The sequence below is a fragment of the Paraburkholderia sp. J94 genome (genome assembly GCF_905220285.1).
Lineage (GTDB): Bacteria > Pseudomonadota > Gammaproteobacteria > Burkholderiales > Burkholderiaceae > Paraburkholderia > Paraburkholderia tropica_A.
This window is the reverse complement of the sequence record NZ_CAJMZH010000011.1, coordinates 190,357-204,210: the sequence shown is the minus strand read 5'-3', so window position 1 is coordinate 204,210 and position 13,854 is coordinate 190,357. Positions and strand designations below refer to the sequence as shown.

At 64.4% G+C, this 13,854-nt stretch carries 13 protein-coding genes; 11 read left to right on the top strand and 2 right to left on the bottom strand.

Features of this window, described 5'->3' with window-relative positions:
* The first annotated feature begins 82 nt into the window (after positions 1-82).
* Genes U4Y88_RS24245 through U4Y88_RS24220 form a run of 6 tightly spaced genes read left to right on the top strand, consistent with a single transcriptional unit; the run spans position 83 to position 7,121 of the window.
* A complete protein-coding gene (locus U4Y88_RS24245) occupies positions 83-1,210 on the top strand; it encodes a porin (RefSeq protein WP_321787084.1) in 1,128 nt (375 codons plus the stop codon).
* Positions 1,211-1,221: 11 nt separating this feature from the next.
* A complete protein-coding gene (locus U4Y88_RS24240) occupies positions 1,222-2,265 on the top strand; it encodes an amidohydrolase family protein (protein ID WP_321786958.1) in 1,044 nt (347 codons plus the stop codon).
* A complete protein-coding gene (locus U4Y88_RS24235; protein ID WP_321786956.1) occupies positions 2,262-3,590 on the top strand; it encodes an MFS transporter in 1,329 nt (442 codons plus the stop codon). Before U4Y88_RS24240 ends, U4Y88_RS24235 begins: the two co-directional genes overlap by 4 nt.
* The gene (locus tag U4Y88_RS24230; protein ID WP_321786954.1) at positions 3,587-4,849 is read left to right on the top strand and encodes an MFS transporter; all 1,263 of its coding nucleotides are present in this window, start codon (positions 3,587-3,589) and stop codon (positions 4,847-4,849) included. Before U4Y88_RS24235 ends, U4Y88_RS24230 begins: the two co-directional genes overlap by 4 nt.
* Before the next feature lie 21 nt (positions 4,850-4,870).
* Positions 4,871-6,184, top strand: a complete 1,314-nt coding sequence (locus U4Y88_RS24225) for an MFS transporter (RefSeq protein ID WP_321787082.1) — start codon at positions 4,871-4,873, stop codon at positions 6,182-6,184.
* 1 nt (position 6,185) lies between these two features.
* Complete coding sequence (locus tag U4Y88_RS24220; protein ID WP_321786952.1) at positions 6,186-7,121, top strand: amidohydrolase family protein; 936 nt, start codon at positions 6,186-6,188, stop codon at positions 7,119-7,121.
* Between the two features lie 111 nt (positions 7,122-7,232).
* Here U4Y88_RS24220 and U4Y88_RS24215 read toward each other — a convergent pair whose 3' ends face one another.
* On the bottom strand, positions 7,233-7,916 hold the full coding sequence (locus tag U4Y88_RS24215) for a potassium channel family protein (RefSeq protein ID WP_224009316.1): 684 nt from the start codon (positions 7,914-7,916) through the stop codon (positions 7,233-7,235).
* 303 nt (positions 7,917-8,219) lie between these two features.
* On the opposite strand from U4Y88_RS24215, the gene U4Y88_RS24210 reads away from it, so the two are divergent.
* The 5 genes from U4Y88_RS24210 to U4Y88_RS24190 all read left to right on the top strand — a co-directional run bounded on the left by U4Y88_RS24210 (position 8,220) and on the right by U4Y88_RS24190 (position 12,956).
* Positions 8,220-8,780 (top strand): YSC84-related protein, encoded by a 561-nt coding sequence (locus U4Y88_RS24210; RefSeq protein WP_310632690.1) that lies wholly within the window; start codon positions 8,220-8,222, stop codon positions 8,778-8,780.
* 126 nt (positions 8,781-8,906) lie between these two features.
* Positions 8,907-9,239, top strand: coding sequence for a hypothetical protein (locus U4Y88_RS24205; protein WP_224009319.1), 333 nt, complete (start codon positions 8,907-8,909; stop codon positions 9,237-9,239).
* Between the two features lie 183 nt (positions 9,240-9,422).
* Entirely contained in the window at positions 9,423-10,577 is a 1,155-nt protein-coding gene (locus tag U4Y88_RS24200) for an LssY C-terminal domain-containing protein (protein ID WP_321786950.1), read from the top strand.
* A complete protein-coding gene (locus tag U4Y88_RS24195) occupies positions 10,574-11,827 on the top strand; it encodes an LssY C-terminal domain-containing protein (protein WP_321786948.1) in 1,254 nt (417 codons plus the stop codon). The genes U4Y88_RS24200 and U4Y88_RS24195 overlap by 4 nt, the downstream gene beginning before the upstream one ends.
* 79 nt (positions 11,828-11,906) lie before the next feature.
* On the top strand, positions 11,907-12,956 hold the full coding sequence (locus U4Y88_RS24190; protein ID WP_321786946.1) for a hypothetical protein: 1,050 nt from the start codon (positions 11,907-11,909) through the stop codon (positions 12,954-12,956).
* Between the two features lie 28 nt (positions 12,957-12,984).
* Here U4Y88_RS24190 and U4Y88_RS24185 read toward each other — a convergent pair whose 3' ends face one another.
* The gene (locus U4Y88_RS24185) at positions 12,985-13,632 is read right to left on the bottom strand and encodes a response regulator transcription factor (protein WP_310633680.1); all 648 of its coding nucleotides are present in this window, start codon (positions 13,630-13,632) and stop codon (positions 12,985-12,987) included.
* Positions 13,633-13,854 lie beyond the last annotated feature (222 nt).

The window sequence follows — 13,854 nt, the reverse complement described above, 5'->3', positions numbered from 1 at the left end:
CGCCCATACCAACACAGATAAACACATCAACGGAGACACCATGCAGGAACGCTTTTCCCCGACGTCGAAGGTCATCAAGCGCATGTCGAGCGCCACGGTCACGGTCACGGTCTCGGCGGCCGCGGCCACGCTCGCCCTCGCGCCGCATGCCGCCCACGCGCAAAGCAGCGTGACGCTCTATGGCATCGTCGATGTGGGCATCGAACATATCAACAACACGCAGAGCGGCGGCGCGCTCACGCGTGAGGCGTCGGGCAATCTCTCGGGCTCGCGCTGGGGACTCAAGGGCGTCGAGGATCTCGGCGGCGGACTGAAAGCGATTTTCACCCTTGAAAATGGCTTCAACGTCAACGACGGCACCAGCGCGCAATCGACCAAAGGCCTCGGCTCGAACGCCACGACCACGTCGCGCCTGTTCGGCCGCCAGGCGTGGGTCGGTCTCACGACGCACGGTCAGACGCTCACGCTCGGTCGCCAGAACTCGGTGCTCTACGATCAGGCCGTCGTGTTCGATCCGATGACCGCATCGTCGCGCTACTCCACGCTGTCGATCGACTACGCGATGGCGGGCCGCATCGACAACTCCGCGAAATACGTGGGCGTGCTCGGCCCCGTGACCGTGGCCGCGATGTACAGCACGCGCTACGACACGGGCTATGGCAGCGAAGTGGCGGGCGCCCAGCTGACCGGCCGCTACTTCGGCGGCGCGCTCACGTATGCGCGCGGCCCCTTCGCCGCCAGCCTCTCCTACGAGCAGCGCAACAGCAACACGGTCGCGACCAACACCGGCTCGGAACGCCGCGCGACCGCCGCCGCCACCTATGTGATCGGCGGCTTGAAGGCCTTCGCGGGCTATCGCTATCTGCAGGCTTCGCGCGCGTTCGTGCCCGCGAACCCGATTCTGATCACCGCCAACGGGTCGCAATCGAGCTCGGCGAATCTCTACTGGGCCGGCGCGAACTACATGTTCACGCCTGCGTTCTTCATGACGGCGGCAGCCTATTACCAGGACGTGCACTCGACGGGCGCCGATCCGTGGATGGCGGTCCTCAACGCCGATTACCTGCTCTCGAAGAGTACCGACATCTACGCCACGGCCGCGTTCGCGCGCAACAAGGGCGGCTCGGCGCTGGGCGTGAACGGCTATGGCACGGTCGCGGCGAACGATGACCAGACCGGCATCGTGATCGGCATGCGCAAGAAGTTCTGAGCGGATCGACCATGCAGATTGTCCACGCCCCGCACCTTCCCGTCCGCGACGACTGGCTCGCGCTGCGCGAAGAAACCGCGTTGCAGCCCGACTTGCCGATCGTCGATGCGCATCATCATCTCTGGGACCGGCAATCGGGCCGCTATCTCGCCGACGAACTGCGCCGCGACATCGAAGGCCATCGCATCGTCTCGACGGTGTACGTGCAATGCCGTTCGATGCTGCGCGCGAGCGGTCCCGAAGCGATGAAACCCGTTGGCGAAACCGAATTCGCCAACGGCGTCGCGGCGATGTTCGCGAGCGGCGCCTACGGAACGACGCGCGCCTGCGAGGCGATTGTCGGCGGCGCCGATCTGTCGCTGGGCGGCGATGTCGCGCCGGTCATCGAAGCGATGCTCGCCGCCACGGGCGGCCGCCTGCGCGGCATGCGCAATCCGCTCGCGTGGCACGCGAGCGAGGCCGTGCGTTCGAGTCCGGTCGTGCCGCCCGCCGATCTGATGGAGCGGGCGTCGTTTCGCGCGGGCGTGAGAACGCTCGCGCGCTATGGCCTCGTGCTCGACGTCTGGGTCTATCACACGCAGCTCGACCAGCTCTACGCGCTCGCCGCCAGCGCGCCCGAAGTGACGATCGTGATCGATCACTTCGGCGGCCCGGTGGGCGTGGGACCGCACGCGGGCCAAAGCGTACAGACGCGCGCGGCGTGGACGGCTTCGCTGCGCCGTCTCGCGAGCCTTCCCAACACGCGCATGAAGCTCGGCGGCGCGGGCATGGGTGTATTCGGCTTCGACTTCGCCACGCACGCGCTGCCGCCCTCGTCCGAAACGCTGGCGCGCGCCTGGGCGCCGCTCGTCGAAACCTGCGTCGAACTGTTCGGCGCGCGGCGCTGCATGTTCGAAAGCAATTTCCCCGTCGACAAGGGCATGGTCGGCTACACGGTGCTCTGGAACGCCTTCAAGCGCATCGCGAGCGGCGTGTCGCCCGACGAGCGCGCCGCCCTCTTCAGCCAGACGGCCGCCTCGACCTACGGACTGGATCTCCCTGGAGACAACACGTGAAGTCAGACACCCTCAATCCCGAAGCGCGCCTCGCTACGCCTGCGGCGGGCCACGCAAAGGGCACCGCACCGGGCACCGCGACGAACGACGCCAGCAAGCGCGTCACGGCCCCCGAATGGCGAGCGCTGTCGCTCGCCGGTCTCGGCTGGACCTTCGAGAGCTACGACTCGTTCCTGCTCTCGCTGCTGCTGCCCACGCTCGCGCTGCAGTTCAGCCTCACGAAAGCGCAACTCGGCCTCTTCACGAGCATCACGGCCGCCGGGCAGATCATCGGCGGCATTCTGTTCGGCTATGTCTCCGACCGGATCGGACGCGTGCGCACGGCGCTGCTGTGCATCGGCATCTATTCGCTGTTTTCGGGGCTGCTCGCGTTCGCGCCGAACGAACACTGGTTCGCGGCGGCGCGTCTGTGCGGCGCGCTCGGCATGGGCGGCATGTGGACGGCGGGCGCGGCGCTGGTGGCGGAAACGTGGCACGCGAGCCGTCGCGGCAAGGGCGGCGCGCTGATGCAGATGGGCCTGCCCGTCGGCGCGATCATCGCGATCACGATCTCGGCCGTCGTCAGCGGCATCAACGGCGGTCTCGCGCACGACGGCTGGCGCGTGCTGTTCCTGATCGGCGCGCTGCCGTTCTTCATCCTGTTCTGGGTCGCGCGCAAGACGCCCGAATCGCCGATCTGGCTCGAACGCCGCCCCGCGCGACAGCAGGCAGGCGCACGCGCCAAAGAAGCCGCCTCGCAGGAAAAATCACCACTCAACGTGCGCGGCCTGCTCACCGCCTTCACGTTCATTTTCTTCCTGCAATACCTCTATTGGGGCGTTTTCACGTGGACGCCCACCTTCCTCGTGACGGTGAAGCATCTCGACTTCGTGCACAGCCTCAAGTTCGTGCTCGCGTTGCAGTTCGGCGCTATCACCGGCTTCCTGTTGTTCTCGGCCTTTGTCGACCGGCTCGGACGCAGGCCGATGTTCATCGCGTATCTGCTGGTGGGCGCGGCGGCGGTCGGCGTCTATATCGTCAGCGCGAATGCGTGGCTGCTGATGGCGGCGATCTTTCTCACGGGATTCGGCGTAAACGGGATCTTCGCGGGCGCGGGCCCGTTTCTCGCGGAAGTGATCGGCGATACGGCCTCGCGCGGCTTTCTCATGGGGCTCGCCTACAACGGCGGCCGGCTCGGCGGCTTTATCGCGCCGCTTGTGATCGGCGCGCTGGCCTCGACCTCGGGCGGCTTCACGATGGGACTCGCCACCACGATCGTCGCGTTTCTCGCGGCGGCGATCGTCGTGCTGTTCGCCCCCGAAACGCGCGGCAAGACGCTGGCATGAGCGCGACGCCCGACAACACGGCTCGCGCGCGGCAGGGCGCGGGCCTGTACGGCCGCCTCTTCCCCGCGCTCGCGGAACCGGCGCTGCGACGCTATGCGTGCGGGCAGGTGGTCTCGGTGCTCGGCAGCTGGACGCAGAACATCACGCTCAACCTGCTGGTCTATCACCTCACGGGCATGGCCTCGGTGCTGGCGCTGCTGAACTTCCTGCTCTACGGACCGCAGCTCGTCGTGGCGCCGCTCGCGGGCTCGCGCATCCGCTCGGGCAATGCGCGGCGCGCGACGCTCTGCGTGCTGGCGACCTCGACGCTGCTCACGCTCAGCCTGCTCACGCTCTGGATGCTCGGCTTGCTCGGCGTGAAGCTGATCCTGCTGCACGCGCTCGCGATCGGCATCTCGAGCGCGATCGAAACGCCCTCGCGCCAGATGCTGCTCGTGACGAGCCTGCGCGATCCGCGCCTGACCTCGAACGCCGTCGCCATGAACACCACGGTCTACAACGTGGGCCGCATGGTGGGGCCGAGCATCGCGGGCTTCGTCTATCCGGCGTTCGGTCCCGGCGCATCGTTCGGCCTCTATGCCTGCGCGCTGGCCGTCATGGCCCTGTGCGTGCGCTCGATGCCGGCGGGCGGCGCGGCGCGTCCGTCACGCGGCGACAGCAGCCTGCGCGATGCCGTGGGCTACGTGATGTCCGATGCGTTTTCGGCGCGCTATCTGCCCACGCTCGCCTGCATGGGCCTGTTCGCCGCGAGCTACCAGACGCTCGTGCCGCTGCTCGCCGATCACGCCTTTCACGATGCGGCCCATTACACCGGCCTTTTTTTCGCGGCGGCGGGCAGTGGCTCGCTGAGCGCGGCGCTTCTGCTTTCGTCGGCATGGGGGCCGAAGGCGAGCGAGCGCTGCATCGCGCTCGGCCCGTGGAGCGCCGTGGCCGCGCTGCTCGTGCTTGCGTGGACAAACGCCGCCGCGCTCTCGATTCCGGCGTTCTGTCTGCTCGGCTTCAGTCTCACCTTTTCGGCGACGTCCACCAACGCGACGATCCAGCAGCGCTGCCCCGAGCACGTGCGCGGCGGGCTCGTCGGCATGTACGGCATGGCCTACAACGGCACGATGCCGTTCGGCTATCTGCTCGCAGGCACCGCTTCCGAAGCGCTCGGCGTGCGCAGCACGTTCAGCGTCATGGCCCTCGTGCTGGCCGCGTGCGCCGTCGCCATCAACGTTTTCCATCACATCAGGCAGCGTCGCTCTGGCGCACAATAAACGCAGGAGACATTCATGCACATGCAATCCCGGCCCGACGCCTCCGCGCTCGAACAGCGCACCCTCCGCAAGGTGGTCTGGCGTCTCGTGCCCTTTCTCATGATCTGCTATCTGCTCGCGTTCATCGACCGCGGCAACGTCGGTATGGCGTCCCTGCAGATGAATCACGATCTCGGCCTCACCGCGCGCGTGTTCGGCTTCGGCAGCAGCCTGTTCTTCGTCTCGTACTTCTTCTTCGAGGTGCCGAGCAACATGGCGCTGCAACGCTACGGCGCACGCCTGTGGATTGCCCGCATCATGATCACATGGGGCCTGATCTCGGCGGCGACGGCGCTCGTCAGCACGCCCACGGCCTTCTACGCGCTGCGCTTCCTGCTCGGCGCGGCGGAAGCCGGCTTTTTTCCCGGCGTGCTGCTGTATCTCTCGTACTGGGTGCCGGCACGCTATCGCGCGCGCATCATCGCCACGTTCATGGTCGCGATTCCGGCCGCGAGCTTCATCGGCTCGCCCATTTCGGCGGCGCTGCTGCAAATGGACGGCTTCGCGGGCCTGCGCGGCTGGCAGTGGCTTTTCATCCTCGAAGGCATTCCGACTGTGCTGCTCGGCTTCGTGTGCCTCGCGCTGCTGACCAACAAACCGGCTGAAGCGCGCTGGCTCGACGACGACGAGCGGCAGTGGCTCACGGCGGAAATCGGCGGCGAAGCGCGCGCGCCCGCCAAGGTGGCGTCGATGCCGCTCACGAAGCTGTTCCGCAACCGCTACGTGCTGTGCCTCGCGCTGGTCGATGTGTGCGCTTCGGGCGCGGGTAGCACGCTGTCGGTCTGGCAACCGCAACTGCTCAAGTCGTACGGACTGAGCGTGATGGAAACCGGCCTGCTCAATTCGGTGCCGTACGCGCTCGCTTCGGTGCTGATGGTCTGGTGGGGCCGACGCTCGGATCGCCGCCAGGAACGCCGCTGGCACACCGTGATTCCGATGCTGTTCATCGGGCTGGGCCTGTTCGGCACCTCGCTGAGCGGCTCGCTCGTGCCCACCATGATGATGCTCTGCGCGGTGCTCGTGGGCGCCTACGCGTTCAAGGGTCCGTTCTGGGCGCTCGCCTCCAGCATGTTGTCGAACACGACGGCCGCCGCCGGGCTCGCGACCATCAACGCCATCGCCAATCTGCTGGGCGGCGGGCTGATGGTGAACGTCTACGGCTGGGTGAAGGAAGCCACGGGCAGCTACGCGCTCGCGCTGATGCCGCTCGGCATCCTGACGCTCGTGAGCGTCCTCACCTTGCTGCTGCTGAGCCGCACGAGCCGCCGCGTCGAAAACAAAGTCGGGGTGGCCTGAGATGAGCGCATTCGATCGACGCGCCTTTCTCGGCGCGCTGGGCGCGGGCTCGCTCGCGGCGGCGCTGCCGCTTCGTGCGGGCGCCATGGAAACCTGGTCCAGCGGCGCCGAAGCGCCCGCGTTCCGCTTGCCCGAAGGCGCCGTGGACTGCCACATGCACATCTACGACGACCGCTTCCCCAGCGCGCCGGGCACGCAATTGCGGCCGCCCAACGCGAGCGTCGCCCAGTATCGCGCCTTGCAGCAGCGCCTGGGCGTGCGCCGCAACGTCTGCGTGACGCCCTCGACCTATGGCACCGACAATCGCTGCCTGCTCGACGCGCTGGCGCAATTCGGCGCGAACGCGCGCGGCGTGGCCGTCGTCGATACCTCGGTCAGCGACGCCGATCTCGCGCAGATGCACCAGGCAGGCGTGCGCGCGATCCGCTTCAATCTGAGCTATCCGGGCGCAACCACCATCGACATGCTCGCGCCGCTGGCCGCGCGCGTTGCGCCGCTCGGCTGGCACATCGAACTCGTCGTGCAGGGCGCGAAGTTGCCCGCACTGGAAAAGAACCTGAGCGCGCTGCCGTGCCCGCTGGTGCTCGACCATATCGCGCATATCCCGCAGCCGGACGGGCTCGATTCCGAGGCGATGAAAACCGCGCGGCGTCTCGTCGACGGCGGCAATACCTGGGTCACGCTTTCGGGTCCGTATGTCGATACGAAACGCGGCGCCCCCGACTATGCCGATGTCGCGCCCGTCGCCAGGGCGTTTGTGGCGATGGCCCCCGAACGCATGCTCTGGGGCAGCGACTGGCCGCATCCAACGGAAAAGACCCGCAAGCCCGACGATGCCGCGCTCATCGATGTCATCGCCTCATGGATCGGACGCGCCGACTGGCAACGGATGATCTTCGCCGACAACCCGGCGCGGCTGTATGGGTTCACGGTGTAGATGTTGTGCACGCGCGATGGTGATCGGGTCGCTACGACTTTATGTGAACACGATCGCGCGCATTGCGGCTGCAAACCCATAAAGGCTTGATCGCCGGATCACCGCGCCAGCTCACTGTTTTCCACTATCGTTCGGAGGCGGATAAACGCCTGCAAGCCGCGCGATCAAAATGGCAACGAACAGGGCACCGACAATCTGCTCAACCACACAAATGCCGCGTGCCTGGCGACTGATGGGCGTAATGTCGCCAAAACCGGTGCTGGTCAAAACGGTGAAACTAAAGTACACGAAATCATAGAACGTCAATGACGTTTGATTTCCAAAGAGCGCAAATGATCCTTCATAAAAATAAGCGACCAGTGCGTAGATAAATGACCAGAAGACCGCCAGAAGCAGATACGCGGATGCCGCACCGAACAGCTTGTCGGCGGTCATCACCTCATGCCGAAAGACGTAACGCAGCAGATAGATGATGGTTGTCGCGTACAGCAACGCGCCAAAGCACCACGATTTGGCGACGGCGTGCGGATCGGTACCGGACACCGCAATCCATTGAAACGCCAACGCAGGACTGGCAAGAAGTACGGCGATCACGAACGATAGCGTCGAGCGGCCGACTGAAGCCACTGTCGCAATGATAATCAACGCGTTCGAACAGTTGATCGTGAAACGTCCGATCGGCGTCGGCTCGACGAACGGCGCGGTGCAGATGAAGACCATCAGCACGACGAACAAATAGAAGCATCGCTGGAAAAAAATTCTTCCGAAGAATGCCCCTACTGCATTAATTAACATGTCGATACCTCTGGGTCTTCGCCGCCAGGCGGACTAGTCAACGCATCAACAGAAGTTCAACAGCCCGCTGGAATGCGCGTCTGTAAGACCAAGGTCCGATTGACGTCAAATCCCTACGCAACAAGATAGCGCCACGGGCTCGCTGACTCGCGATCAGACTGGATCGTGGTCGATTCGCGGCCCGCTTCAGGTCGTGCGCCCTGCCGCACCCTCGCCTGCATGATTCCGCAATTGCACAGTCCCGATGCACAGACTGGCTCCCGTTTCTGCGGTTCGTCGTCCGCACTTCAGAAGGAGGCAATCATGAATCGTCGCGCAGTGATCTTGATGTTAGCTTTCTCGTTTGCGTTGCCACAGATCGCGCTCGCCGCCAGCAAGGAAGAAAAACAGGCCGAAGTTAAAAAGGCCGCTCGAGACGCATTGAGTGCGCTCTACGCGGCCCAACCGTCCGCACGCAAAGCGGTGCAATCTGCCGCGGGTTACGCGGCCTTCAGCAACTTTGGCATGAAGATCCTCCTCGCCGGCAGCGGCAAGGGCGAGGGCCTCGCGGTCAACAACAAGTCCAAGGCAACGACCTACATGAAAATGGCCGAGTTCCAGGCGGGCCTGGGAATGGGCGTCAAAAAATTTCAGCAGGTCTGGGTGTTTGAAAACGAAAGCGCCCTGAACCAGTTCATTACTTCCGGATGGCAATTCGGCGGGCAGGCGACGGCCGCGGCAAAATCGGGCGACACCGGAGCCGCATACGAAGGCGCCATTGCGGTGGGGCCGGGCGTCTGGCTTTATCAAATTACGGAAAAGGGTCTCGCGGTCGAATTCACCGCCAAAGGGACCAAATACTATAAGGACGATGAACTCAATTGACCGCATTTCGGCACAACCCTTTCGTGGATGAACAGGGAAAGCCGAAACGCCACGGGGATGTCGTATCGCTCTCGCATTGCGCGAGAAGATGTGGTGCTTTTTAAACTTGAATGAGAGGCCACTGCCATGAGACATCTGATCGTTATTTCCACACTTGCCGTCGCCGCGTGCGCCGCACCGGCACCCGACACCAGTATTCAATCGCTGGGCCAAAGCGCCCACCCGCCAGCCGCCGTCGCGCAATGTATCGCCGCCAACTGGGCCAACAGCTCGGGGCAAACGGTGTATATGCAGCACGTACTCGCGAACGGCACGGCATTCGACGTCTACGCGCCTGGCCAACAACCGCCGGGCGGCACCGCGGCTGTCGTCCGGCCCGCCATGAGCGGCCCGGGATCTTCGGTAGGCTTGCGTGGCAGCGGCGGCAACGCGGCCGGATCAGTCAACACCTGCCTTTGAGCGGAAGAAGCGATGCCGCGGTCGAGCCCGGTTTGAACAGCGCCTGTCATGTGCCCCTTCCGTTCTCCGTTGCTTGTCGCGGCGCTCGCTGCCATCGCATTGGCGGGTTGCGCGCGTTCTCCGCCGATCAGCGCGGCATCCGACTATCAAAGCCGCGCCGTCACGCGTACCGACGGCGCCGTGATGATTTCAGCCGCAACGCTCTCGGCAGACGAGAGTCAGGCGATTTATGGTGTCGCTCTCGCGGAACACGGCATTCAGCCCGTCTGGATCGAAGTAAAAAACGGCGAAGATCGCGGCTACTTTCTGCTCTCGCCGGGCGTCGACCCGCGCTTCTTTCCGCCTTCCGAAGTCGCCGAAACCTTCGCCGGCGCGCAGTCCCAAAACGCCCTCGCGGCACTCGATCTCCACTTCAGCGAACTCGCCTTTCACAATCCCGTGGCCCCCGGCCAAACAACGTCTGGATTCGTGCTCACGCATCTCGACGAGGGCGTGAAGTTCGTGCAGGTCGATCTGGTCGCGAGCCGGCGCGCGAGGACCGCTTCGCTGTTCACCGTGGTGCCCGGTTTCCAGGCCGATTACAAAACGAGCCGGGTGTTTTCGCAGGATCTCCATGCACACGGAAGCGCCGAAAACTACACCGACGACGAGGCCTTCAGGACAGCGCTCGAAGCGCTCCCTTGCTGCGCGACCAACGCGAGCGGCACGGAAAACGGCGACCCGCTCAATCTGGTGATCGTGGGCGGCCTGGACGACGCGTTCCCCGCACTCGTGCGGCGCGGCTGGGCGCCCACCGAAGAAAAATGGTCCGGCGCGATCATGAAGATGGTGGGGTCCTTCCTGGCGGGCAAGCCCTACCTCAACGCGCCGGTCAGCGACCTTTACCTGTTCGGTCGCCCGCAGGATCTCGCGTTGCAGACCTCGCGCGAAACGATTCACGAACGCAATCATCTCCGGCTCTGGCTAAGCCCGATGCGATACCACGACAAGCCCGTGTGGATCGGCCAGATCAGCCGCGACATTGGCATACGCATCACGACGCGTTCGCCTACATTCACCACGCACAAGATCGATCCCGATGTCGACGAAGCGCGCGCGGCGCTCACGGAGGACATGGCGTACTCGCAGAATCTCGTGAAGATCGGCGCCGTGAAGGGCAGCGCCGCCGCGCCCCAGAGCGCGCCGAAAGATAACCTGACCGGCGACCCGTACTACAGCGACGGATTGCGCGTGGTGCTCGTGTTCGATCAGCATCCCACGTCGCTGGCCGGCATTGCCTTTTTCGAATGGAGCGAAGGCAACGACGGACAAGGGGCAATCCCAGGAGCCGGTCGATGACGATGCGATGGCTATCGGCTTTCGCGTGGCGGCGCGCCTGCATCGGGCCCATCCTGCTGCTTGCACTCGCGGGCTGCGCGACGTGGCACGAACCCGCAAGCGTCGACGACACGCCGCTGCGCGAACGGGCCGTCTCGGCGACGAACCGGGGCGTCCAGGTGCGCGCCGCCGTGCTCGGCAAGGACGACACGAAGCGCATGCTCGGCGCCGACCTGGCCAATACGCATGTGCAGCCGCTATGGGTCGAAGTCAGCAACGGTACTTCGCAGACTGTGTGGCTGCTGCGCACCGGCACCGATCCGCGATATTTTTCGCCGCGCGAGGTTGCGTGGTCGCTGCACTCCACATTCGGCGGCGACAGCAACGCACGCATCGACGCCTGGTTCGACAAACTCAGTTTCAGAAACCCGATCCCGCCGGGCACCACGCAGGCGGGCCTGCTGTTCACCAATCCCGATCGCGGAACGAAGCTCTGCAACATCGACCTGTTCGCAAACAGGACGCTCATTCCGTTCTCGCTCTTTCTGCCGGTGCCGGACGATGTCGGCGATCCACGATTCGCGGAAACGCAATACCGTTACCCCGAATACGCCGTCACCGACTACCACGATGCCGGCGCGTTCAGGGCCGCGCTCGAACGCATGCCGTGCTGCGCGACCGATTCCACCGGCACCGTGCACGGCGATCCGCTCAACGCGGTCTTCGTCGGCAAGATCGACGATCTGGCGACCGCGCTGGTCAGACGCGACTACCACGGCTACACGCGCGCGGATGATCTGAGCCAGCGCTTCGACGGCCGCGTGCCTGATGTCGTGCTGCGCAAGGAGTCGACGCGCGCGGCGCCCGCGACGTGGCTGCGCATGTGGATCGCGCCGCTGCGCTTCAACGGCGAGCCGGTCTATCTGGTGCAGATCGGCAGACCTATCGGCGGCCGGTTCACCTCGCCCGAGAGAACGATTTTCATCTTGCAGCAGAACGTCGACGAGGCCAGAAATCACTTCGTTCAGGACATGGTGTATTCGGGCGGTCTGGAAAAGATCGGCTTTGTGAATGGCGTCGAGCCCGCGCCACGAACGCGCCCGAACACCACGCTGGATGGCGCGAGCTACCATACCGACGGTTTGCGCGCCGTGCTGTTCTTCACCACTCGCCCGTTGAGCCTGACCGACGTCGAGTTTCTGGACTGGGTGCCGTATCTGCAACCGCACGAGTCACTGGATGAGGGGGCGGACGACAATGCCAATCCGTGACCGCATCGAGGGTATTTTCCATTGGGTTTTCCATTCGTCCCGCGCGTTATGTCGTGCGTGCGTTGCGGTTGAAGCGCTCGTGCTGATCGTCGCATTCAGCGCCTGTGCGACGAAGCCGCTGGCGCCCTTCTCGACCGACACGCCGCCGCTGATCCTCGTTCCCGCCGCGCAAGCGGGCGTGATTGACCAGCGAGCGCGATTTCGCGAGATCTACTGTGCCGTGCTGAACGCACACGGACGCGACCTGCCCGATTACCGCCCCTGCGACGACGCCCTCACGCGCGTGGGCAGCGAAACGGCGGGCACGGGCAAACCCGTCGATCTCGGGCCGTCGCGGCAACGGCTGGTCGCCGCGATCGTGGCGGGCGTGGGATACGAATGCTTCGAATCGTGGCTGAATCCGGCCGGTTCCGTTGCCGTGCATCTGCGCGAGTACGGCTATGACGCGATGCTGCTGCCCGTCGACGCGTTGTCGGGCTCCGCGCACAACGCACGCCAGATACGCGACGCGGTCATGGCCATGCCGGTGGAACCGGGCGCACCGAAGCTCGTCTTGATCGGCTATTCAAAGGGCGCGCCCGACATTCTGGAAGCACTGGCCGACTATCCGGAGATACGTCCGAGAGTCGCGGCGATGGTGAGCGCGGCGGGCGCGGTCGGTGGCTCGCCGCTCGCGAACGACGCCGACCAGTCACAGGCGGAATGGCTGCAATACTTTCCGGGCGCCACCTGCACCAAGGGCGACGCGGGCGCTGTGGAAAGCCTGCGGCCCGCCACGCGCAAGGCGTGGCTCGCGCAGCACGCGCTTGCACCCGGCCCGCGTTATTACTCGGTCGTCACGTTTCCGCAACCCGAGCGCATCTCGTCGATTCTCAAAGGAAGCTACGACAAACTCGCGCGTATCGACGCCCGCAACGATAGCCAGATGATCTTTTACGATCAGGTGGTGCCGGGCAGCACCCTGCTCGCTTACGTCAACGCGGATCACTGGGCGATTGCCGTGCCGGTTGCACGCACGCATTCCACCATCGGCGCGATCTTCGTCACGGGGAATGCCTACCCGCGCGAGGCGTTGGCCGAAGCGATCCTGCGTTTCATCGAGGAAGACTTGGCGTCGGCACCGCGCTGAATATCGGCGCAGAGTACGGCCAAAATTATCAGTTATGCAGAGCACTTCCAAATGCAGACCGATACGCACGATGTGAATCGCGATGTGCGTCGAGATGAACGAGGTCAGGCAGCGAATTCGCCCCCATCTTTTCCATCACCCGCGCGCGATGAATCTTGATTGTTTTCTCGGCCGCGCCCAGTTCGTCGGCGATGACCTTGTTGGCCCGGCCCGCGACGACGAGTTCCATTACCTCACGTTCGCGCGGCGTCAAAGTGGCAACACGACGCTGGATTTCCTCGCACAACTTCCGGCGTTCGAAGCAACGCCTTCCCGCTTCAAGCGCGCGCTCAACCGCGTCGAACAGGACGGACTCGTGAACGGGTTTTAAAAGGTAATCCATCGCGCCAGCCTTCATTGCCGCGATTGCGGGCGCAAATTCGTCCCGGGCCGAAATGAATACGATTGGCACATTGCCGTCGAGCTGCCGTTGCAACTCGATTCCGCTGATGTCCGGCAACTGGAGATCGAGCAAGAGGCACGCCGGTGCGAGCTTCAGATCCGCTTCGTGAATAAAAGCGCTGGCGCTCTCATAGATCTGGACGCTATAGCCGTTCGAGCGTAGCAACCGCCCCAGGGCATTGCGGACATGCTGATCGTCATCCACAACGAAGACCACGGGATTGGGCGTATTCATGGTGACGTCCACGAGTTCGCTGTCGCGCGTGCCGTTCAGAATTCACGAAGGAAGAACACGCTGCGATCGGCGTTGCGCGCGGTTGGCCGCATTGATTGAGTGGCCGGACGTAAGCGCAATACTCGCTTGCCGACCTGGCCCCGACGAGTCCGCTAAACCGCCCGATGGCTCCTTACGCTTTCTTTCATGAAACGGTTCCGAGCGAGAATATAGGAAAAGAAT

What these genes read in the sequence shown, in the direction of transcription:
- U4Y88_RS24245 (WP_321787084.1), top strand. Translation starts at nt 83, where the DNA reads ATGTCGAGCGCCACGGTCACGGTCACGGTCTCGGCGGCCGCGGCCACG.
- U4Y88_RS24240 (WP_321786958.1), top strand. Translation starts at nt 1,222, where the DNA reads ATGCAGATTGTCCACGCCCCGCACCTTCCCGTCCGCGACGACTGGCTC.
- U4Y88_RS24230 (WP_321786954.1), top strand. Translation starts at nt 3,587, where the DNA reads ATGAGCGCGACGCCCGACAACACGGCTCGCGCGCGGCAGGGCGCGGGC.
- U4Y88_RS24225 (WP_321787082.1), top strand. Translation starts at nt 4,871, where the DNA reads ATGCAATCCCGGCCCGACGCCTCCGCGCTCGAACAGCGCACCCTCCGC.
- U4Y88_RS24220 (WP_321786952.1), top strand. Translation starts at nt 6,186, where the DNA reads ATGAGCGCATTCGATCGACGCGCCTTTCTCGGCGCGCTGGGCGCGGGC.
- U4Y88_RS24215 (WP_224009316.1), bottom strand. Translation starts at nt 7,916, where the DNA reads ATGTTAATTAATGCAGTAGGGGCATTCTTCGGAAGAATTTTTTTCCAG.
- U4Y88_RS24210 (WP_310632690.1), top strand. Translation starts at nt 8,220, where the DNA reads ATGAATCGTCGCGCAGTGATCTTGATGTTAGCTTTCTCGTTTGCGTTG.
- U4Y88_RS24205 (WP_224009319.1), top strand. Translation starts at nt 8,907, where the DNA reads ATGAGACATCTGATCGTTATTTCCACACTTGCCGTCGCCGCGTGCGCC.
- U4Y88_RS24200 (WP_321786950.1), top strand. Translation starts at nt 9,423, where the DNA reads ATGATTTCAGCCGCAACGCTCTCGGCAGACGAGAGTCAGGCGATTTAT.
- U4Y88_RS24195 (WP_321786948.1), top strand. Translation starts at nt 10,574, where the DNA reads ATGACGATGCGATGGCTATCGGCTTTCGCGTGGCGGCGCGCCTGCATC.
- U4Y88_RS24185 (WP_310633680.1), bottom strand. Translation starts at nt 13,632, where the DNA reads ATGAATACGCCCAATCCCGTGGTCTTCGTTGTGGATGACGATCAGCAT.